Here is a 20999-nt window from a genome sequence, read left to right on the forward strand (position 1 = left end):
TTTTAGTTTTGGTAGATAAGAACGCCTTCTTGCCATTTACGTGGCAATTTACGTGCAGATTTTTCCCAAGCAGAGAAGTCTGAGATTGGGTGAGCTGATTTATATTGTTCGTTTGGAATAAGCTTGGCTTGAATTTCATCAGGTAGTTTTACACTAGTACGAATCGGACGAGCATAACCATCCGCTAAGTTAACCTGACCCGCATCACTAAATATATATTCACGCGCTAGTTTTGCAGCGTTAGGGTTTTTAGCATATTTATTGATGATAGTAGTGTAACCAGAAATCACCGAACCATCTTGTGGAATACCAACAGTAAAGCGGCTACGGTCAATTTGGTCACGGTAACTTAGCGCATTAAAGTCCCATAAAATAGCAACTTCGACTTCGCCTTTTTCTAAGTTAGCAACACTAGGGTTAGTAAATGATAAACGCCCTTGTTTTGCTAATTTACCAAAGAATTCAATAGCAGGATCAAGATTACTTTCATCCCCACCGTTCGCAATAGCCGCAGCTAAAACAGCATTGTTAGCCTGTGAAGCGACACCAACATCACCAACGGTCACTTTATAACTACCTTTTAGTAAATCCGCCCATGTTTTAGGCGCATCTTTTACTAGATTGTTGTTAGAAATGAATGAAATCGTCCCAGTGTAAGCTAATGCCCAATGCCCATCTGCATCTTTTGCCCAAGTAGGAACATCGTCCCATGTACTTGGTTTATAAGGTTGCGATACACCTTTTTTTACTGCAACTCGTGCAAATGCAAAACCTACATCGCCAATATCTGCTGTAGCATTAGACTTTTCCGCATCAAATTTTGCAATTTCTTGTGCAGAACTCATATCAGTATCTTGATGTTCTATACCATATTCAGTTTTAAGGTCAGCCCAAGTATCTTTCCAGTTTGCCCAGCTATCAGGCATTCCGATACTGTAAACTTGACCTTCTTTTTGAGCGGCAGCTACAAGTGAATCGATATTAACCGGTTCAGCAGCATAAAGAGACTGTGATAGAGAGAGTGCAATAAGTGTTGTTGAAACTTTAAATGTATTCATTTTACTTCCATCCTTTGGACTAGTTCAGTGAGTTCATTTTTCATACTACAAGAGAAACATTACAGTTTTTTGACAGATATTCAAAACTTTTTTTAATTTTGTTACCTGACTAACCTATTTTAAAAATAATAAAACCATAAATTATTACTTTTAATGTATATTGAATACTTATGACAGACAAAATCTGGACTAGACCAATAACAATGAAGAGCAAAATTGAAATACCGTTAAAAATGAAGGATGTATTACGTGAGCAGATTTTTGGAGGTTCATTACTTCCATTACAGAAGCTACCGTCTGAACGAGATCTTAGTGATTTATTTTCAATTACCCGTATCAGTGTTAAAGATGCACTCGCTTCATTAGAAACGGAAGGGCTAATTTACAAAGAAAATCGTAGAGGATGGTTTGTTTCACCACCAAGAGTCGAATATAACCCATTATCGCGTGCTCATTTCCATCAGATGGTCACAGAACAACAACGCATTGCTGAAACACAATTAATAAATGTCAGTACCATCATGGCACCCAGCCATTACGCAAAAGCCCTGGCACTAACTGAACTAACTGAAATACACGTTATCGAACGATTACGCTTTATTGATGGCAGAGCCGTGTTATTTGTTGAGAATTGCTTAATTAGTCACTTTTTTCCGAATATTATTTCAGAAAATTTAACTCAATCTCTAACAACCCTCTATCAAACTAAATATAATTTCACCACCAGCCGATCGCGTTTCGATGTAATTCCTGCAGCAGCACCGGCACATGTAGCCAAAGCATTAAACATTAGCCCAGGTCAGCAAATACTGAAAATATGCCGTGTAAACTACAATCAACACGCTCAAATAATAGATTGTGAATTTGAATATTGGCGACCAGATGCGGTTATGATTAGTATTGATAGCATTGAGCATAGCTAAGGATAAAGCTAACTTTAAAGCGTTTTGCTAACCTCAATTTTAGGTTAGCAAAACAGTTTGAAGACGAGTCAATAAATAGGAGGTGAACTTAAAAAAGGTTAATTAAAAAGAGTAATACTAATCGCTTACTTTTACTATCTGTTTACCAGTAAAAGAGCCACCGATTTGGCGGTTTAAAGCATCGCTAATATGGCCTGCAGTAAACTCGACAAGCTGAAGATCTGACGTTTTAATTTCACCTTTAGCAACACTATCCAACATGACTTTACTCATGAATCCCATCTTTTGTTGCGCACATAAACTATTATCTAGCCATGCCCCACCTAAAGATACGATACTGATCGTTGGACCTTTTCGATCAAGAAGCTCTTGCTCAAATAAGGGTAACGGCCTTAGGCATGCGATACGTCCACAAAAGCGCATCAATTCGATATTACGAATCGTTGATTCGCCACCAACTGAATCTAATACCGCATCAAATCCCTGTGGCCCTAATTCTCGGCGTATTTTTTCGCATAGTTTAGGGTCGTGATAATCAAAAACAACATCGGCACCTAGCTGCTTAAGCAATTTATGATTACGCTTAGAGGCCGTGGTAAATACATCCACACCACGTTGTTTTGCAAATTGAATAGCAAACTGCCCTACTGAGCCAGCTCCACCTTCAATCAGAATGGTTTCGCCAGCGGTCACTCGTAATTTTTCAAGAGAAATGAGTGCTGTCATACCTGCACAAGGTAAAGCAGCAGCGGTCATTGCATCAACTTCATCAGGTACGACTGAGACAGCAAAATTGGGGACTTTAGTATATTCACTTAAAACCCCTTGCTCACCCATACTGGCATGCCACATCACTCTGTCACCAACATTAGGGTAAACACCCTTTTGTGCTTTGACGACTATACCGACGGCATCTAACCCCAAAATATGGGGGTATTGCCACTGACAAAAACCTGATTTAGATAGTATCGCATCGACTGGATTTAAACCGACATACTCAACCTTGACCAACAGCTCATTATCGCTGCACTCAGGCACCGGCAATGTTGTTTCAGACAAGCGAATTGATTCATTAGGTTCAATCAATACAATCGCTCGCATCATCTGTGGGAGACTTAAGTCTACGTTAGTCATATTTAGCGTATCTAGCTTTACAGTATCAGTCTTTACCATTTCTTATTGCTCTTATAAGGTATCCAGCGCATAGCTCCAGCGGCCGTTAAATGCTTGATAAGCATTCACTTTAGCTTGCAACAATGAAATCGTCGAATCAACATCATTCTCTTCAGCACTTAACAGATCGCGACGTGAGTCTAATAATTCTAAGTAAGGCAATTGCCCTTCTTCATACATTGCTTCAGCTTGTAAGAATGCACGATTTGAATATTGATAACGCTGATCTGCGTAACGTTGTAGTGAACTCTGCTCAACAAGGCGCTGTAAAGTAAGTTCACTTTCGCTTATTGCTTTTAAAACAACTTGTTGATATTCACTATAGGCCGCTTCACTCAAGTACTTTTGTGCGTCACGTTCTGCTAATAATGAAGGGTAACTTAATAGTGACCATTCAATTTGTGGTGTTACTTGCCATTGACTATTCGAAGTAGACAGCCTTAGGCTGTCTAAACTTAATACACCAGCAAAGGCACTTAAACTCACCTCAGGTAACAGCGCTTTGCTTGCCGCCACACTTAATGAATTTGCTTGGCTAAATTCATATAAAGCACGGCTAATGTCGGGACGTAATGCAATGGCATTACTAGGTTCAGCTAATGCCACACGAAAAGGTAAATCAAAAATCCCTTGTTCATTTTGCAAGCTAACGGCACTGGTTAATTGTCCTGTTAATACCGCTAGTGTCGATAAATCACTATATTCTGCATAAGCAATTGCAGGTAATAATGCTTCTTGTTGGCTAAGCTGGGCACGCGTTCGATTTAGGTCAAGTTCATTAGCAGCCCCCTCTTCAACTAGCGCCTCTAATACACCGACACTCTGTTCTAACGCTTCAACTTGTAGCTGAATGATCTCTTTTTTACGTTGGTGGCCTTGATAACTGACATAGCCTTTTACCACAGAAGAAACGACTTCTATCTGTAGCAAACGACGTTGTTCAGCTTGGCTCATTGCTGATGCTTCTGCTGCATCCACCAACGCACTGATTCGACCAAATAAATCTAACTGCCAAGTTAATGATAGGTACGCACTTGATTGACGAGGCGTTGTGATATCCACGTCACCTCTTTGTGCGCCAGCTATTACGCCACCTTGCGGTAGGAACTTCGCTTCTTCAACACCAATACGCGCTAACGTACTTTGTAATTGTAACTGGCTAGTGCGCAAATCATGATTCATTAACATTGCATCATCAATCAGTTGATTCAATTGTGGAGAGTTAAGATTTCTCCACCAGTTGACTTCATCTTCACCGGTTAATCGCTCAACAAGGCTGCTTTTATCGATAAAAGTATAAGCTTTTTCTTGTTCATCTTTTGTATTCACTTGGCTAGCGCAGCCAGACAAAATAGTGGCGACTAAGACAGTAGATAAAGCAACTTTAGGCTTTAAACGCTTGGCTAACTTAAGCATTATTTTTCTCCTCAATATTGATATTTTTTTCAACATTGTTGTGATCATCAATACTCATTTGTGCTTTATCGTTCTTAGTTTTACTCACTAGCATATAAAACACTGGTGTGAATAATAGGCCAAAGATAGTGACTCCGATCATACCTGAGAATACGGCATTCCCCATTGCATGACGCATTTCCGAACCTGCACCCGTTGCAAGAATTAACGGTACAACACCTGCCGTAAAGGCGATTGATGTCATTAATATTGGGCGTAAACGCATACGACACGCAGCTAGGATTGCTTCAAGGTGCGTTAAACCAGAATCATGCTGATCCTTAGCAAACTCAATCATCAAGATGGCATTTTTAGAGGCTAAGGCCACCAATACAATCAAAGCAATTTGCGTAAAGATATTATTATCAGAACCCACTAACCACACGCCCAGCAATGCAGAGAAAATAGTCATCGGTACGATTAAAATAATGGCTAATGGTAAACGTAAGCTTTCATACTGCGCCGCTAAAACCATGAACACTAACAACACCACTAATGGGAATACATAAACCATGGTATTACCCGCAAGTACTTGTTGATAAGTTACTTCCGTCCATTCGTATTCAATGCCCGTTGGTAATGTATCTGCTAGTACTTTCTCAATCGCTTGTTGCGCTTGATCTGAGCTATAACCAGGTGCTGGACTACCGTTCAATTCAGCACTTGGGTAACCGTTATAATGCATGACTCTATCTGGGCCAATAGTAGGCGTTACGGTTAATACCGAACCTAATGGCACCATGTTACCGGCACGATTACGGACTTTTAAGTTAAGAATTTGCCCAGGGTCGACACGATAATCTGCATCAGCTTGAGCATTAACTTGGTATGTACGTCCAAATAAATTGAAATCGTTTACATACACAGAACCGAGGTATATTTGCAATGCATCAAAGACTTCATCCAATGGAATTCCTTGAATCAGTGCTTGCTCACGGTCTACATCTATATCCATTTGCGGTACTTGAATACGGAAGCTTGAGTAAAGTCCCATTAACGCAGGATCTTGCTGTGCTTTACCAATCACCGTTTGTAGGCTATTAAATAACGCATCAAATCCTTTATTGGCTCTGTCTTCAATTTGTAGTTTAAACCCACCCGTGGTACCTAAACCTTGAATTGGCGGTGGCGGGAACACAGCCACAAACGATTCATCAATAGCAGTAAAACGTTGATTTAACGTCGCAGCAATCGCCATTGCAGATTGGCTAGGGTCAGTTCGTTTGTCAAAGCTTTCAAGTGTAGTAAATACAATACCGCTGTTAGGTGTATTAGCAAACCCGTTAACCGACAAACCTGGGAAAGCAACAGTGTGTGCAACACCTGGTACTGACAAAGCAATCTCTTGCATCTCTTTTAATACATCTTGTGTGCGGTCAAGACTTGAAGCGTCAGGTAACTGTGCAATTGCGACTAAATACTGTTTATCTTGCGGTGGGATAAAACCACCCGGTACAGTATCAAATAACTTAATCGTACCGCCAAGCAATACAACATAAGCAACCATTGCGATAACAGACATGCGTATTAATTTTTTAACTAATTTTTCGTAACCTTTTGCACCACGATTAAAGACACGGTTAAAAGGTTCGAACAACCAACGACCAAATAATTTATTCAATAAACGCGTGAAGAAGTCTGGTTTTGCATCATGCGGTTTTAATAATAATGCCGCTAAAGCAGGTGATAATGTTAATGAGTTAAACGCTGAAATAATCGTTGAAATAGTAATAGTCAACGCAAATTGTTTATAGAACTGACCTGATAATCCAGTGATAAATGCCGTCGGAATAAATACCGCACTCAGTACTAATGCAATTGCAATAATAGGGCCCGTCACTTCACTCATCGCAACGCGTGTCGCTTCTAAAGGAGAGAATCCTTTTTCAATATTACGCTCAACATTTTCGACCACTACAATGGCATCATCGACGACTATCCCGATCGCCAGTACTAAACCAAATAGCGATAATGTATTAATCGATACACCTAACCATTGCATCACCGCAAACGTACCAATTAATGAAATAGGCACTGCAATTAATGGAATGATAGACGCACGCCATGTTTGTAAAAACACAATGACAACAATAACAACCAATACAATCGCTTCCAATAAGGTTGCAATCACGGCATCAATCGAACCACGAACAAAGACGGTTGGGTCATAAACGATGTCGTATTCAACACCTTTAGGGAAATCTTTCGATAAACGTGCCATGGTTTCACGCACTTGATCTGAAAGCTCAATGGCATTCGATCCAGGACGTTGGAACACAGGCATCGCCAATGCAGGTTGGTTATCTAATTCAGCGCGTAATGAGTAGCTATCTTCACCTAAATCAACGCGTGCAATATCAGATAAACGGGTTAACTGACCTTCATTACCGACCTTTATAATAACTTGCTCAAATTCTTCAATGCTATTTAAACGGCCTTTAACGTTTAATAATATTTGGAATTGGCTGTCATTAGAAATCGGTTGCGCACCTAAACTACCGGCAGCAACTTGTTGGTTTTGAGAACGTAATGCGCTAACCACATCACCAGCCGTTAAACTACGTGCTGCTAAAGCATCTGGGTTTAACCAAACACGCATTGAATATTTACCACCACCGAATAACCGAACATCACCTACACCCGGTAAACGTGCAATTTCATCTTTAACATTTAAATCAGCATAGTTAGATAAATACGCCGTATCATGTGTTTTTTCTGGTGAATACAAATGTACCACCATGGTTAAATCTGGTGATGATTTTTCTGCTACCACACCTAAACGTTGCACTTCTTCAGGCAAACGCGGCAATGCACTGTTTACGCGATTTTGTACTTGTACCTGCGCACGATCTAAATCAGTACCTAATGCAAAGGTAACGGTTAATGTCATACGACCATCACTGGTTGCCTGTGAAAACATATACAACATGTCTTCAGTACCGTTAATTTCCTGCTCTAACGGTGTAGCAACAGTTTGACCGATTACCGTTGGATTCGCACCTGGGTAGTTGGCTGTTACGACGACTGTCGGAGGCACAACTTCAGGATATTCACTGACGGGTAGTTGGAATAAAGAGATACTACCAGCAATTAAAATAACTAAAGATAACATCGCCGCAAATATTGGGCGCTGTATAAAGAAATGTGAAAACTTCATTATAGTTCCTTAGTACTTGCCGTTAACGGCTCATCTACAGGTGATAATGTAAAAGCCACGCCAGCGCTATCAATATCCACAGAATTTGGTTTGATTGTCATACCTGGACCTACACGAGCAGGACCATTTACCGCAATTACATCACCCGCTTTTAAACCTGAAGTAATCGCACGTAAACTACCGTAACGTTCGCCTAGCTCTACTAAGGTGTATTGCAATACATCATCCTCGCCTACCGTCAGTACAAAGCTGTTTTTTAAATCAGTACCGATAGCACGTGAAGGAATAACCACTTGATCTGTTACTTCATTTGCAGCCAATCTAACGCGTGCAAAAGAACCCGCACGTAACCCTTTATTTTTTTCATCAAACACTGCGCGTACACGTAAAGTACCTGTCGATGGATTGATGCGGTTATCGATAAAATTAATATAGCCAGAATAAGGAAAATCGGTTTGACCTACTTTTTGCATCACCACTTGTTGATGGCTTGCCGCAGTCACATCGTCAAATGAGCCATTCCAAGTACGTTCGTCAATATCAAAATAACCATACATTTCTTTATTTGAAACAATTGACGTTAGTACCGTTTGTCCCGCTAAAATATTGTTACCACGAGTAATATTAGTGCGAGAGATAACACCATCGATCGGAGAGCGTATCGCAGTAAATTCTAGATCGAGTTGTGCAGCGCTAAGGTCTGCTTTCAATGACGCGAGTTGTGCTTCACCTTGGCGTAATGCAGAAGCTCGAGACTCAGCTTGCTCTGTTGAAATTGCTTTACGTTGAACCAAACGAACAGCACGTTGTGCCTCACTTCGTAATTGTTGTAATGCAGCTTGTGCACTGATCACTTGTGCTTTAAGCCCAGCCACTACCGCAGTAAAAGGACGACTGTCTAATTTAAATAACAAGTCTCCTTGTTTGACTTGATCACCTTCATGAAATGAGACTTGCTCTATCACACCCGATACACGCGGCATTAATGAAACTTGTTCAGGTGCTTCTAAACGCGTGGTGTAGGTATGCCATTTTTGAGTCGGTGTCACTAACACTTCTGCAACATCTATCGCCTGTAAAGGTCTTTGACTTGCAGACTTACTTGGCTCTTCTACACAACCGATTAATGTAAGACTTGCTACGCTAAAAATTGCAGCAATTAAATATTTGTTCATGGTGATGCTCCTTTTCTAATTACAGCAGATTTTACGGAACAAACTAGTGCAAAAAAAGCATCGTTTTTTAAATTCATTAGTGCCAAAATAGCACCAATGAATTATAAGAAAGTGATTTTATAATGATCGAAAATATCATTTAAATGCATTAAGGATTAAAAATGGATATCACCAGTCGACTATTAATGCTACTCGAAGTCGTTGAACAAGGCTCTTTTGCGAAAGCAGCAGAAACAAGAAACATAGACCGTTCGGTTGTTTCAAAGCAAATTGGACGTTTAGAAGATGAGTTAGGCGTTAGATTACTTAATCGCTCTACTCGCTCATTTTCTTTAACCGCTGCTGGTGCTGAAATGGTCAAAAAAACAATTGAGATACGTGATTTACTTGGCGATACGCTACGTTTGGCTGAAAATTATCACCAAGAACCACGTGGTGTGTTGAAGATAGCGAGTTCATCTATTATTGGTCGTCGCTATTTGCAACCTGTGATTAATGATTTTCAGAAACGTTTTCCACAAGTTGAAGTGGAACTTCGCTTAGACGATCGTGTTGTCGACATTATTTCTGAAGGTTTTGATTTAGCTTTCCGTATCGGTAAACCTAAAGATTCTTCTTTAATTGCTAGGCCAATCGCGCGTAATCGATTACTCATTTTAGCCTCACCGGAGTTTATTAAAAGTTACGGACACCCTACTAAAATAGAAGATTTAGCAGACTTACCAGCTGCTAGCTTTGCCACTGCGACGGCGAGAATGGAAGAAATCAGCTACTTAGACGAAGATGGTAAGCAAGCGGAACAAAAAATGAAAAGTGTTTTCAGGAGTAATGATGCAGATGTTCTATTAATGAAAGCCCTCTCTGGTAGCGCCTACTTTATAACGCCAGCATTTCTTGTTAACAACGAAATAAAAGATGGATTATTAGTGCCAATATTAACTAATTTAGCCTTACAGGATTATTATCCAGTTTATGCGGTCTATCCACATCGAGACCTCCCCGTAAGAACACGATTATTCTTTGATGCAGTATCTGAATATTTAGGTAAACAAAAACCAATTTGGGAAGAAGCGATTCCACACTTTGAGCAGCTTTATCAAGCATCATCAGGTAAAGATCTTAGCCCGAAATAAAGGGTTAAAAAATAAAGGTAAACCAAACTGTCGTTTACCTTTTACATTTTTAATACTTTAAAATAAACAAGATTAATCCTTTTATGTAATGAACATCTCACCCACTCTTTCAATAATCTACAAACAAAAATTAATACTTAAAAGCAAATAAATCAAACCAAAACATTATTACATCCTCACCCTGTAAATAATTCACACTTTCGCTCTATTATTTTTCATAAAAACAAAAATACACAATAAAAACAATAAGATAAAAAACTGGCACAGTAATGGCAATATACTTAATACACATCAAATAAAGGAGAAACAATATGAAGAGCATGAAAACAATAGCACTTTCAACGGTACTACTGACTTCATCAACTATTGCATTAGCAGATCAACAAAGTTGGAAAAATGAATCTCTTGATGCGTGGATAGATGGTAAAGCTGAAACAACATTATTATTAAATACTAACTTAAATTCATTTGATATTAATACTGATGTTCATAGTGGTGTTGTTACCTTAACCGGTGCGGTGGATAGCAATCTCGAAAAATCATTAGCTGGCGAATTAATAGCCGGATTAGATGGTGTAAAAGAAGTAGAAAATAACTTATCTATTTTAGACGAAAATAACCAATCAGATCTCGATGATAAAGCATTATCAGCATTAACAGATGCCAAAATCACGACGGTTTTAAAAACAAGATTCTTAATGGCTGAAGATGTTAGCGCAATGGATATTGAAGTAGAAACAACCAATAACGTTGTTTTGTTAACGGGTAAAGTGAAGTCAGGTACTGAACACGACTTAGCAATGAATATGGCACGTAATACAGAAGATGTTACTAAAGTTATTGATAAGCTTGAAATTATCCAATAAACAATATTCATTTCATTTTTGTAATGCACGTTTACAGAGCATTTAGTACCTCATATAAGTAAGGAGAAATTACATGATTCGCTGGGTATTTTTATTTCTCGTCATTGCCTTAATTTCAGCTGTATTTGGATTTGGTGGTATAGCTGGTGCAGCCGCTAGTATTGCTAAAATTATATTTTATCTGTTTGCAGTACTGTTTGTTATCTCAATTGTCGCCAACGTAATAAAACGCTAAAAATAGTAGGAGAAAAAATGACTAATATAAGATCTTATAAGCACTTTGCAGCAATTTCAGGTTTAGTACTAGCCCTGAGTGCTTGTACTGAAGGTCCTGCAGAAAAGGCAGGCGAAAAAATTGATGATGCATCAACTGATATTGGAAATAGTATTGAAGATACCTGTGAAGGTGTGAAAGACACACTTAATGCAGCAGATACAGATTGTTAATATTTGTTATTAATAAAAGAGAGAATAATCCATTTTGATTATTCTCTCTTTTATCACTGTTTAAACCTTAAATATTCACTGCATTAATCCGAATCAGGTCAAAATATAAAGAAGGAATAAATAATGAATAACATTTTTGAAGCATTACGAGAAAGTCATCAAAAACAACGTGTTTTAATGGAAGCATTATTAAAAACCTCTGGTGACTCATCAACCAGACGTGAGTTTTACGATGATTTAAAACAAGAACTTAAACTACACGCGATGGCAGAAGAACGTAGCTTTTATGCACCATTGATTAAAGCAGATAAAACCATTGAAATATCACGCCATGGTATCGCAGAGCACCATGAGATTGATAAAATTATTAAGCAATTAGACAATACTGAATTTAGCTCACCAGGATGGCTAACGCTTATGCAATCTTTACAGCATAAAGTATCTCATCACCTCGATGAAGAAGAGCAACGCTTCTTCCAAATGGCAGGTAAGGTTTTTACTGCGAAACAAAAACATGCTCTGGCTGAAGAATATATTGAAGAAATGGCAGTCTAATATTAAATTACTCTAATTGTGTTAACAATACACAATTAATACACGGTCTATTTTTTATTAGAGACTCATTTTCTAATTTATTCGCTGAGGAAACCCCATGTTTATTACTAAATTTTATTTATTTGGTACGCTGTTAAGCTTAGCGTTAGCTTGGTTTATCCCACTGCTAATACTAAAAATATTGTTTTCATGGGTAGCACTTTCCTTAGCGATTGTTAGCTTTGCTTATTTGTTTGATATCCCCTCTATTTTTCGAAAAAATAGTGATGGGAAAATACTATGGTGGATCCAATGGGCTTTTATCCCTTTTCTACTTGGTGTTAAAGCTTATAACGCATGGGCAATAAAGAATGATGAGGTTCCACCAATACAAAAAATCACTAGTAACCTATACCTTTCAAGACGTTTATTATCATCTGATTTAGACTATTTAAAGTCACAAAATATTGATTGTATTGTCGATGTTACAGCAGAGTTTGCTGGTTTAGAAAGTGCGATGACAGATAAGCATTTCGATTATTTAACGATCCCAGTATTAGACCATAAAACGCCCTCTTTACATAAATTACGCCACGCGCTTTATTGGATTGACGTACAACTATCACAGTCTCGTTCTGTGGTTATCCATTGTGCTTTAGGTCGTGGGCGATCAGTCTTTGTGATGGCAGCATATTTATTAAGTCGAGACTCTTCATTAAGTATCGATCAGGCATTAACTCAAATTCATTCTATTCGTAGCTCTGCCAATTTAAATAAGAAACAATACAAAGTACTGAGTGCAATCAGTAAACAGCAAAAATTAAAACTACCAGAACCAACCTGGATGATTGTTAACCCTGTTTCAGGTGGCGGTAAATGGCAACAATATAAACAACAGTTGATTCGTCAATTAAGTACAAAACACCGTCTAAAAATAGTAGAAACAACCCCACAAATTTCAGCAACAGATCTTGCCAAACAAGCTAAAAAAGCAGAGACGAGTAAAATAATTGTATGTGGTGGAGACGGAACCGTAACGGAAGTCGCCAGCCAACTCATTGATTCAAAAATAATACTCGGGATCGTTCCTTTTGGTACAACAAACGCTTTATGTCACGTACTGTATGGGTTAGAAGCAAAATACTCTCCAGTAAATGCAGCCTGTAATGCCATTTTATCTGAGCAAGTTCGTACTATTGATACCGCACAATGTAATGAACAATTGATGTTATTAGCCATGGGTATTGGTTTTGAACAACAAATGATTGCGTCTGCAAATAGAGAGAATAAAAATGAAAGTGGACAATTTGCATATTTAAATGGGTTCTTTAATGCTGTGGTTTCAAGCGAATCTCAACAGTTAAGTGTAAAAATTAATGGTAAACCACAACAAGACTTACATGTTCAAAGCTTGATGGTGGCCAATACCGCCCCATTCAGTACTTTATTAGCTCACGGAGGTAATGCTCCTGAGCCTGATGATGGTAAGTTACATATGACTTATTTAGATAATACTGATTCATTTACTGAAACAGTGATTGCACTATCTGATTTAGCGGCCTCTAGTTTAGGCCTTCAAGATAAAGCTAATCAGTTTCAATATTGTGACGGTGAAAAGATAGAGATCTCTGCAGGTCATGAAATAGCCTATGTTATCGACGGTGAAAACTATAGCGCCCAGAATATCAACATAACAGTTCAGCCTTCATCACTTAAGGTCTTTGCTGCTTCTAAATAAAGAGTATTAACTGATAGTTTAGATTTAGGTTTAAATTTGACCTTTTCCCTCGATAGCTTTATCACTTTAATAGCTATCGACTTCTCGTAAAAATCATATGGTTTGTAAAACTATCTATGATAAGCCATCAAAAACAACTCTGAATATAATAATGCTGGCTAATAAATACACTACTATTTGGTTTATTTTAAAACGAATATAAGTCCTCTATTTATAACCATATGCATTATAATACATAACCTCTTAACTGCTTCGTAGACGACTTTTTCTATATCAAATAAAAAGTATCAACTTATAAATTTGACAAAGTTCCAATTCATCGCGATTATTAACTTCCCCCTCCTGAAAAATTAAATGATTGATTCATTATCGTGAGATCAAATTAATGCATAAATTAAACTTGTTATTAAGTATCCAAAATAGCTCATTACGCCAAGCTATACTAAGTAATTCAGAATTGACTCAATTCAATATTATTGAACTAGAAGCAAGCCAAGATTGGATATCAAAAATCGAAACGATAGCACCTACCGTTGCACTTATTGGGGTGAATAGTTTTAGCTCAGAGGATTATGAAGCATTATCTAAACTTGAAGCGTTAAACGAAATGGACTTAATTATTATTAGTTCTGGTGCTCCTAATCCAAATTTAGATAAATTAATGCAACTAGGTGCGATATTTCATTACCGTATGCCTGTTGATATCGAAATTTTAGCTGAAACATTACAAGATGTAAGACAATCAAATTTACCTAAAAGTACGGTAGGACAACAAGTATCCACCAGCGATTTAGATCAATTTGGTTTATTAATTGGCTCATCAAGCCCTATGCACAGGCTATATCGTACGTTACGTCGTGTAGCAAAAACCGATGCTTCGGTGTTTGTTATCGGGGAAAGTGGAGCGGGTAAAGAACTTGTTGCTCAAACAATCCATCAAGCGAGTGAACGAAGCCAACATCCTTTTATTGCCATTAATTGTGGTGCAATTAGCCCAGACTTAGTTGATAGCGAACTATTTGGTCATAATAAAGGTGCTTTTACCGGTGCTGACAAACCTCATGATGGCGTATTTAAACGCGCAGAAGGAGGCACTTTATTCCTTGATGAAATTACTGAAATGCCTATTGAACACCAAGTAAAGTTGTTACGCGTATTAGAAACTGGAGAGTATCGTCGAGTTGGGGGAGAAACGGTGCATATAGCTGATACACGTATTATTGCTGCAACCAATCGAGATCCTCAAACAGCGATTGATGAACAAGAATTAAGAGAAGATTTGTATTTCCGTTTAGCTCACTTCCCAATTAATGTTCCCCCATTGAGAGAAAGAGGTGCTGATATTGTTGGTCTAGCCAAACACTTTATGGCCCATCAAAATGCGAAAGAAGTAAAAACCAAAACAATTTTAGATAGTGCGCTAGATAAGATTGCAGCTTATGACTGGCCAGGTAATGTAAGGGAATTAAAACACTCTATTGAAAGAGCATTTATTCTTTCCGATGATGTGATTAAAGAGGAACATATTGTTTCTGATTCTCTTCAAGTACAAGATGACGATTCGACATTGAACGCATTAGTACCGGTTGGGGTAGCTTTAGTTGCAATTGAAAAAGCAGCGATTGTTAATACCTTAGATAACAATGAAGGTAATAAAACTAAAACAGCTCAAGAGCTCGGTATCAGTGTGAAAACGCTCTACAATAAACTCGATAAGTATGAAGTGACTTAACTAACAATCATTATAAAGTTAGGATAACTAAAATATTGAGTGCACTTAATGATTAAGTGCGCTCAATATTTTCAATCACATATACTTGCTTTAAATCACCTTGCTCTCAGCACTAAATGACTTCTTCCAAATATATCTAATCGCTCTAATAAAGTGTTTAAGCACACGAGTAATGGCACACCAAGTAACATCCCCATGCTACCCCATAACCATCCCCATAAAATTAACCACATAAAAATAATCAACGGATTTAAGTTAAACCTTCTGCCTAATAAAGTAGGTGTAACAAATTGACTTTCAGCCATATTAATCACTAAATAAGTCGCAATAATAATGAATGCATAACTCATTGAATCAAATTGAACATAAGTAATAACACCAAAACAGATCATAGAAATGAGTGGACCTAAATAAGGCGCAAAGTTCATAATGCCTGCTAATGTTCCCCATAGGAATGGGTCTTCAACACCAAATATAAAGAAAACACAGCCAACAACGATACCCAACGCAATATTAATTAACGTCACCGTACCAATATAACGAGAGAGATCTTTTTGGATCACTCTGACCAATTCCACTGTTTTACGCTTGTTAGATAGATGGTCAAATTGCATTAAAAAACCAGTAAACAAAGAACGTCCATAACTGAGCATAAAATACGCCATAAAGAGCGAAATCATTAATTGAGTAATAGCAGTCGGTGTTGCTACTGCAATACTTTTAACCAATGAAACGACGGTTGTACTTCGAAACTCACCGACATTAGAACTACTAACAATTGCCTCATTTAATGCTGAACTTGTGCCTGCGTTGTTGGTTGCATTAGTCACTTCTTGTGAAATATCTTTCACTAACTCTGGAAGCTTCGACCACCACTGTTGAGCAGGCTCAGTTAATACTGCTACTCCGCCAAATAAAAGACCAACAATCAAAAAGATAACGCTCAACACCCCTACTGTTCTGGGAATGCCAATTTTTTCTAAATAATTAACTAATGGGCTACATAACAGCGCAATAAACGTACTGACCATGACGGGTAATAATATAGACTTACCAAAGTAGATACAGCCAATAAGAACGATAATAAACAAGAACCAAAAACCAATGGTGTATAAGGTTTTTATATCCTTTTTATTTTGCTTTATATCTTGATCTTCTTGGTCGATAGCGGGGCTATTTTCTTTGGTATAAATTTGCTGTTCATCACTGACTTGAACAGTTGAAGAGGAGTCATTTATTTGAGTGTTCTTTTGTTTATCCTTCAAATTATATACTCCATTTTTTCTACTTTAATACAACTTAACTTTAATTTGGTTTAGCTTTAATTTGGCTTAGCTTTAATTTGGCTTAGCTTAGCCTGACAAGCTTTCATTAGGCTGGCTCTTCTATTTAAGAAATTTAAAACTTCATTACTTTACTTATTTGAGCTGTAATGTTGGCTCAAATAATTTAGACCTAAAGAAGCGATAGGGTATAAAGATTTTATTCTTTTTCTATACCGTGCCAGTAAAGCAGTTGCAACAGTGACACCGATGGTCACGGCAAACGGGTGCCTTTGAGTTTGCTTGCTAACGGTATACAATAGTAAATTGAGTTTCAATTCGCACTGTCTGGCGGAATTCTTACCTTCCAATCGTTTTAAGTTAATCGAATGATTTAGCTGCTTTAGAGATGACATCTGCGCCCTCCTTTAGTTGAGCAATCGTTTCTTTAAAACCGAAGAAACGGGTCAGGTATTTTTGCCAATAAATTAACCCCAATAACACTAAACTCATGGCAAGTAAGAAAAACCCCACTGCAATTAATAAGTTATAGGTAAGACTATAAGCAACGATACCGATACTGACACATAAGCTAAATATAAAGAGAATCAATAAAGGAATAAATAAAAGCTGGCAAACGACAAAACGTTGAGCAGCGGCAACATTTCTTAATATTTCAACAAAGAAAAGTTTAATTGTAGATTCCGACCACTGACCAGCTTCTTGAGCTATGTTTGATACCTTGTTAAATACATCTTTGAGATCATCAATTTTGACATCTATCCCATCAGAATTTAACTGCTCGTTATTTAACTCTTCGTTATCTAACAAGGGATCTTTTTGAGTACCTTGAGAGGCTTTATCTTGATTCGACATATTTGGAGTATTTTCCATAATAAAACCTCTCTGGTGACTTAATTATTTTATCAGTTTTGAAACAGCCCATCCGGCTAAAAAAGCACAGCCAATACTTAATAATGGGCGTTCTTTAATAATATTTTCAGCCTGACTTGTTACTGATTTTACTTTTTCAGAACCTTCACTTAACGATTCTTGTGCTTTATTTTTTAAAGAGTGAACGGCTTCAGAAGTCGCTTCTTCAGCTAAATGATACGCTTCTTCGATTTTTTGTTGTGACTCTTGAGTTTTTGCTTTTGGTGTAGCCATTTTAAATCTCCTTAATTACAGAATGTATAATATGATTTCACGCTAAAAATAGGGTTATATACTTGTTTATCAAACCTGTTCAGATAAACGTCCCTAAATATTTGTTATTCTCTTTTAACATTGCGAAAGCCATGCCACATTTAGAAACCCGCAAAAAATAACCATAAGAAACTGATTATTAAAACCTTTATTTAAAATAAAAATTTAATGTAAATATTATCAAAGGCTAAACTTTGTATTTTCTACCGATACTTGTATGCGACCATGTAAAAGTTACTCAGTAAATGTCTAAAGCCCATTATAAAAAGTAATGAATATTTTTAATGTGAATATATAGCGTATTTATACCGATTACGTTAAATAAGTGATCTAAATTTTGCGCAGGAAAAATGACTTAGTTTAAGGCGTAAATTGAGGCCTTTCGAAGATTAACTTCGTTAATCGTCTGTCGGTGAATTAACTAAAACAGGTTAATTAATGTGATTAGTATTAGGTATGGAAATTAGTCGAGTAGTACTTAAAAGTGGCGCTTTATTTGTTAAAGCTCTTATTGGAAAGTTATTATTAAACGGTATGTTTCACCACTCCTTTTAGGTCTGTACATTTTAAGTCTAGGTGATCATTTTTGAACCGCCATACCTAGAACGCCTAGATAATCAGCTCTGGAAAATGACTTATGAAGTGAGAGCAAACACCTTTCTAACTTATTATTGTTAGTCTTAGTATCGTGCTTTTATAACGTACAATGTTTGATCACTTCATTCGTTTTATTCTTTTATTCTTTTATTCAGTCACTTCAGGTGGTTTTAAGAAGTATGACTCTGCTAGTTCATTATGGAGACCCGCTAACTTGATTTGCACTTGATCAATGTAATCATGTAAATCACCATTTTTAAGTGCTCTAACATCTTTATTTTTTAATTCCTGAATGACTTCATCGATTAATTTAATCAACTCTACAGAATGGATAAGGGGTTCCATTAACTGTTTTAACTCATATAAACAGAATAAAATCGAGCGAGGGAAAACTTCACTGTGCATAATAAATTCTATAACGTCAGCGCGTTGTACACGTACTCCCATTTGCTGGCGATACATTTGATAAGCACTCATTGAGCGTAATAAACTAATCCATTGAATATTTTCATAGGGTTTAGCTTCTTCGTTTGTAATTAACGTAGCAGAGCGGATATCTAAAATTCGAGAGGTCATATCTGCACGTTCGATCATTAAGCCAAATCGAATAAAAACATAACCTTGATCATGATTAATTGTGGCATCTAATGTTCCGAATATCATGTGTGTGGATTCAATGATTTTCTTTAAATAAGCAAATCGACCACGCTTACTCAAACCTTCATTTTGATTATCTTTAACGTAGTAATATAAAGAATTAATCTCTTCCCACACATCTCTTGGTATCACATCACGAATAGTACGTGCGCTTTCACGCGCAGAGATAATCGAGTTAAGAATTGATGAGTTATTATCATGCCCAACTAACAAGTAGCGTAAGGCTTTCGATTCAGAAAAGTCAGTATGATTTTCTTGGTATGCTTGTCGCACACCGATAATGTCGATTAAAGGCTCCCAACCTGTACTCACCCCTTTAGGCAGATCCATAATCAACATATTATTAACATTAATTAAACGGGCTACATTTTCTGCACGTTCAATATAGCGAGACACCCAATATAAAGTTTCACATACTCTTGATAACATATTATTTCGCCTCTTCGTCAACAATCCAAGTATCTTTACTACCACCACCCTGTGATGAGTTCACCACTAAGGAACCTTTCACCATAGCAACACGTGTTAAACCACCAGTTGTGACCTGAGTATCTTTACCCGATGATAAAATAAATGGTCTTAAGTCTGCATGACGACCATCAGGTTCAATACCATCTAAAGTGGGTACAGTAGACAAATCTAATGTAGGTTGAGCCACCCAATTTCTTGGGTCTGCTTTAATTTGTGCAATGGTTTCTTGCTGCTGCTTTTTAGTCGACTTAGGTCCAATTAATAAACCGTAACCACCTGATTCATTGGCAGGTTTAATCACCAACTTATCGATGTTTTTAATAACATGGTCACACTCTTTTGGATCCATGCACTTAAAAGTCGGGACATTAGCGAGTTTCGCATCTTCGCCTAAGTAATACTTGATCATCTCAGGCACATAAGCGTAAACAACTTTATCATCCGCAACACCTGCACCTGGTGCATTAACTAAAGCAACATTACCTTTAGACCAAGCTCGCATTAAGCCAGGAACACCTAATTGAGAATCAGGTAAGAATGCTTCTGGATCTAAAAACAGATCATCAATTCGACGATAAATAACATCGACTCGCTGTAAACCAGTGATTGTTCTCATGTACACACAATCATCTTTTTCTACGACTAAATCTCTGCCTTCGACCAATTCACAACCCATCTCTTGAGCCAGATAACAATGTTCAAAATAAGCAGAGTTAAAGACACCTGGTGTTAATACAACCACTTCAGGTTTATCTTGAGGACGTGGAGACATTGCCGCTAACATATCAAATAGTTGCGAAGGATAATCATCGACAGGTAAGATGGAAACTTGCTCAAATAATTCGGGGAAAACGCGTTTCATTACCGAACGGTTTTCAAGCATATATGATACACCGGAAGGAACACGTAAATTATCTTCCAGTACATACATAGTACCACTACCATCTCGGACTAAATCAGAGCCACATATATGTGCCCATATTTTATTAGGAGGATTAATACCGACACATTGAGAGCGGAAATTAACAGATTTTTCTAATAAACCTTTTGGAAAAATACCGTCCTTTATAATTTTTTGGTCATGGTATAAATCATCAATAAATAGATTCAACGCTTCAACACGTTGTTTTAAACCAACCTCTATACCTTGCCATTCTTTTTTGCCAATAGTACGAGGAATAATATCAAAGGGCCATGCCCTATCTATCATGTTACCTTCATCGTAAACCGTAAAGCTAATACCCATTTCTTTAATTGCTAAATCTGCAACTGCTCTTGCTTTTGTTAATTCTTCCCCTGATAAACTAGAAAAAAACTGAGCTAATTGCTTTCCGTGTAATCTGACGTTTCCTTTTCCATCAATTAATTCATCAAAAAACCCATTTGTGTTATACGCTTTCCAATCAATTCCCATA

The 20999-nt window shown here is 37.4% G+C and carries 18 protein-coding genes; 8 read left to right on the forward strand and 10 right to left on the reverse strand.

Going from position 1 to position 20999, the window contains the following annotated elements; genetic code table 11:
• Nucleotides 1-2 precede the first annotated feature (2 nt).
• Complete coding sequence (locus GQR59_RS16030; RefSeq protein WP_160064372.1) at nucleotides 3-1058, reverse strand: ABC transporter substrate-binding protein; 1056 nt, start codon at nucleotides 1056-1058, stop codon at nucleotides 3-5.
• A gap of 170 nt (nucleotides 1059-1228) precedes the next feature.
• Between GQR59_RS16030 and GQR59_RS16035 the strand changes: the two genes are divergently transcribed.
• Nucleotides 1229-1981, forward strand: a complete 753-nt coding sequence (locus GQR59_RS16035) for a UTRA domain-containing protein (RefSeq protein WP_236546796.1) — start codon at nucleotides 1229-1231, stop codon at nucleotides 1979-1981.
• Nucleotides 1982-2098: 117 nt separating this feature from the next.
• Here GQR59_RS16035 and GQR59_RS16040 read toward each other — a convergent pair whose 3' ends face one another.
• The 4 genes from GQR59_RS16040 to GQR59_RS16055 are packed head-to-tail and all read right to left on the reverse strand — an operon-like array spanning nucleotide 2099 to nucleotide 8941.
• Entirely contained in the window at nucleotides 2099-3115 is a 1017-nt protein-coding gene (locus GQR59_RS16040) for a zinc-binding dehydrogenase (protein WP_160064376.1), read from the reverse strand.
• Nucleotides 3116-3166: 51 nt separating this feature from the next.
• Nucleotides 3167-4570: a TolC family protein gene (locus tag GQR59_RS16045; protein WP_160064378.1), complete on the reverse strand. Its 1404-nt coding sequence runs from the start codon at nucleotides 4568-4570 to the stop codon at nucleotides 3167-3169.
• Complete coding sequence (locus GQR59_RS16050) at nucleotides 4563-7766, reverse strand: efflux RND transporter permease subunit (RefSeq protein WP_160064380.1); 3204 nt, start codon at nucleotides 7764-7766, stop codon at nucleotides 4563-4565. The genes GQR59_RS16045 and GQR59_RS16050 overlap by 8 nt, the downstream gene beginning before the upstream one ends.
• Nucleotides 7766-8941 (reverse strand): efflux RND transporter periplasmic adaptor subunit, encoded by a 1176-nt coding sequence (locus GQR59_RS16055; RefSeq protein ID WP_160064382.1) that lies wholly within the window; start codon nucleotides 8939-8941, stop codon nucleotides 7766-7768. The genes GQR59_RS16050 and GQR59_RS16055 overlap by 1 nt, the downstream gene beginning before the upstream one ends.
• Nucleotides 8942-9102: 161 nt before the next feature.
• On the opposite strand from GQR59_RS16055, the gene GQR59_RS16060 reads away from it, so the two are divergent.
• The 7 genes from GQR59_RS16060 (at nucleotide 9103) to GQR59_RS16090 (ending at nucleotide 15391) form a co-directional block, all read left to right on the forward strand.
• Complete coding sequence (locus GQR59_RS16060) at nucleotides 9103-10074, forward strand: LysR family transcriptional regulator (protein ID WP_160064384.1); 972 nt, start codon at nucleotides 9103-9105, stop codon at nucleotides 10072-10074.
• Between the two features lie 320 nt (nucleotides 10075-10394).
• Nucleotides 10395-10940 carry a BON domain-containing protein gene (locus GQR59_RS16065; protein WP_442966207.1) on the forward strand — a complete coding sequence of 182 codons (546 nt, stop codon included), beginning with the start codon at nucleotides 10395-10397 and terminating at the stop codon, nucleotides 10938-10940.
• A gap of 73 nt (nucleotides 10941-11013) precedes the next feature.
• Nucleotides 11014-11175 (forward strand): DUF1328 family protein, encoded by a 162-nt coding sequence (locus GQR59_RS16070; RefSeq protein WP_160064388.1) that lies wholly within the window; start codon nucleotides 11014-11016, stop codon nucleotides 11173-11175.
• Between the two features lie 17 nt (nucleotides 11176-11192).
• Nucleotides 11193-11387: a hypothetical protein gene (locus tag GQR59_RS16075; RefSeq protein ID WP_160064390.1), complete on the forward strand. Its 195-nt coding sequence runs from the start codon at nucleotides 11193-11195 to the stop codon at nucleotides 11385-11387.
• Between the two features lie 123 nt (nucleotides 11388-11510).
• Nucleotides 11511-11942 (forward strand): hemerythrin domain-containing protein, encoded by a 432-nt coding sequence (locus GQR59_RS16080; protein ID WP_160064392.1) that lies wholly within the window; start codon nucleotides 11511-11513, stop codon nucleotides 11940-11942.
• A 97-nt stretch (nucleotides 11943-12039) separates the two neighbouring features.
• Nucleotides 12040-13659: a diacylglycerol kinase family protein gene (locus GQR59_RS16085; RefSeq protein WP_160064394.1), complete on the forward strand. Its 1620-nt coding sequence runs from the start codon at nucleotides 12040-12042 to the stop codon at nucleotides 13657-13659.
• A 385-nt stretch (nucleotides 13660-14044) separates the two neighbouring features.
• Entirely contained in the window at nucleotides 14045-15391 is a 1347-nt protein-coding gene (locus GQR59_RS16090; RefSeq protein WP_160064396.1) for a sigma-54 interaction domain-containing protein, read from the forward strand.
• Between the two features lie 95 nt (nucleotides 15392-15486).
• On the opposite strand, the gene GQR59_RS16095 is transcribed toward GQR59_RS16090, so the two are convergent.
• The 5 genes from GQR59_RS16095 to GQR59_RS16115 form a co-directional block, all read right to left on the reverse strand.
• Nucleotides 15487-16656, reverse strand: coding sequence for an AI-2E family transporter (locus GQR59_RS16095; RefSeq protein ID WP_201288126.1), 1170 nt, complete (start codon nucleotides 16654-16656; stop codon nucleotides 15487-15489).
• A gap of 378 nt (nucleotides 16657-17034) precedes the next feature.
• Complete coding sequence (locus tag GQR59_RS16100) at nucleotides 17035-17547, reverse strand: phage holin family protein (protein ID WP_160064398.1); 513 nt, start codon at nucleotides 17545-17547, stop codon at nucleotides 17035-17037.
• Between the two features lie 24 nt (nucleotides 17548-17571).
• On the reverse strand, nucleotides 17572-17820 hold the full coding sequence (locus GQR59_RS16105; RefSeq protein WP_160064400.1) for a hypothetical protein: 249 nt from the start codon (nucleotides 17818-17820) through the stop codon (nucleotides 17572-17574).
• 783 nt (nucleotides 17821-18603) lie between these two features.
• Nucleotides 18604-19542: an alpha-E domain-containing protein gene (locus GQR59_RS16110; RefSeq protein WP_160064402.1), complete on the reverse strand. Its 939-nt coding sequence runs from the start codon at nucleotides 19540-19542 to the stop codon at nucleotides 18604-18606.
• A 1-nt stretch (nucleotide 19543) separates the two neighbouring features.
• Nucleotides 19544-20998 carry a circularly permuted type 2 ATP-grasp protein gene (locus GQR59_RS16115; protein ID WP_160064404.1) on the reverse strand — a complete coding sequence of 485 codons (1455 nt, stop codon included), beginning with the start codon at nucleotides 20996-20998 and terminating at the stop codon, nucleotides 19544-19546.
• Nucleotide 20999 lies beyond the last annotated feature (1 nt).

This window comes from Psychromonas sp. L1A2, assembly GCF_009828855.1.
Lineage (GTDB): Bacteria > Pseudomonadota > Gammaproteobacteria > Enterobacterales > Psychromonadaceae > Psychromonas.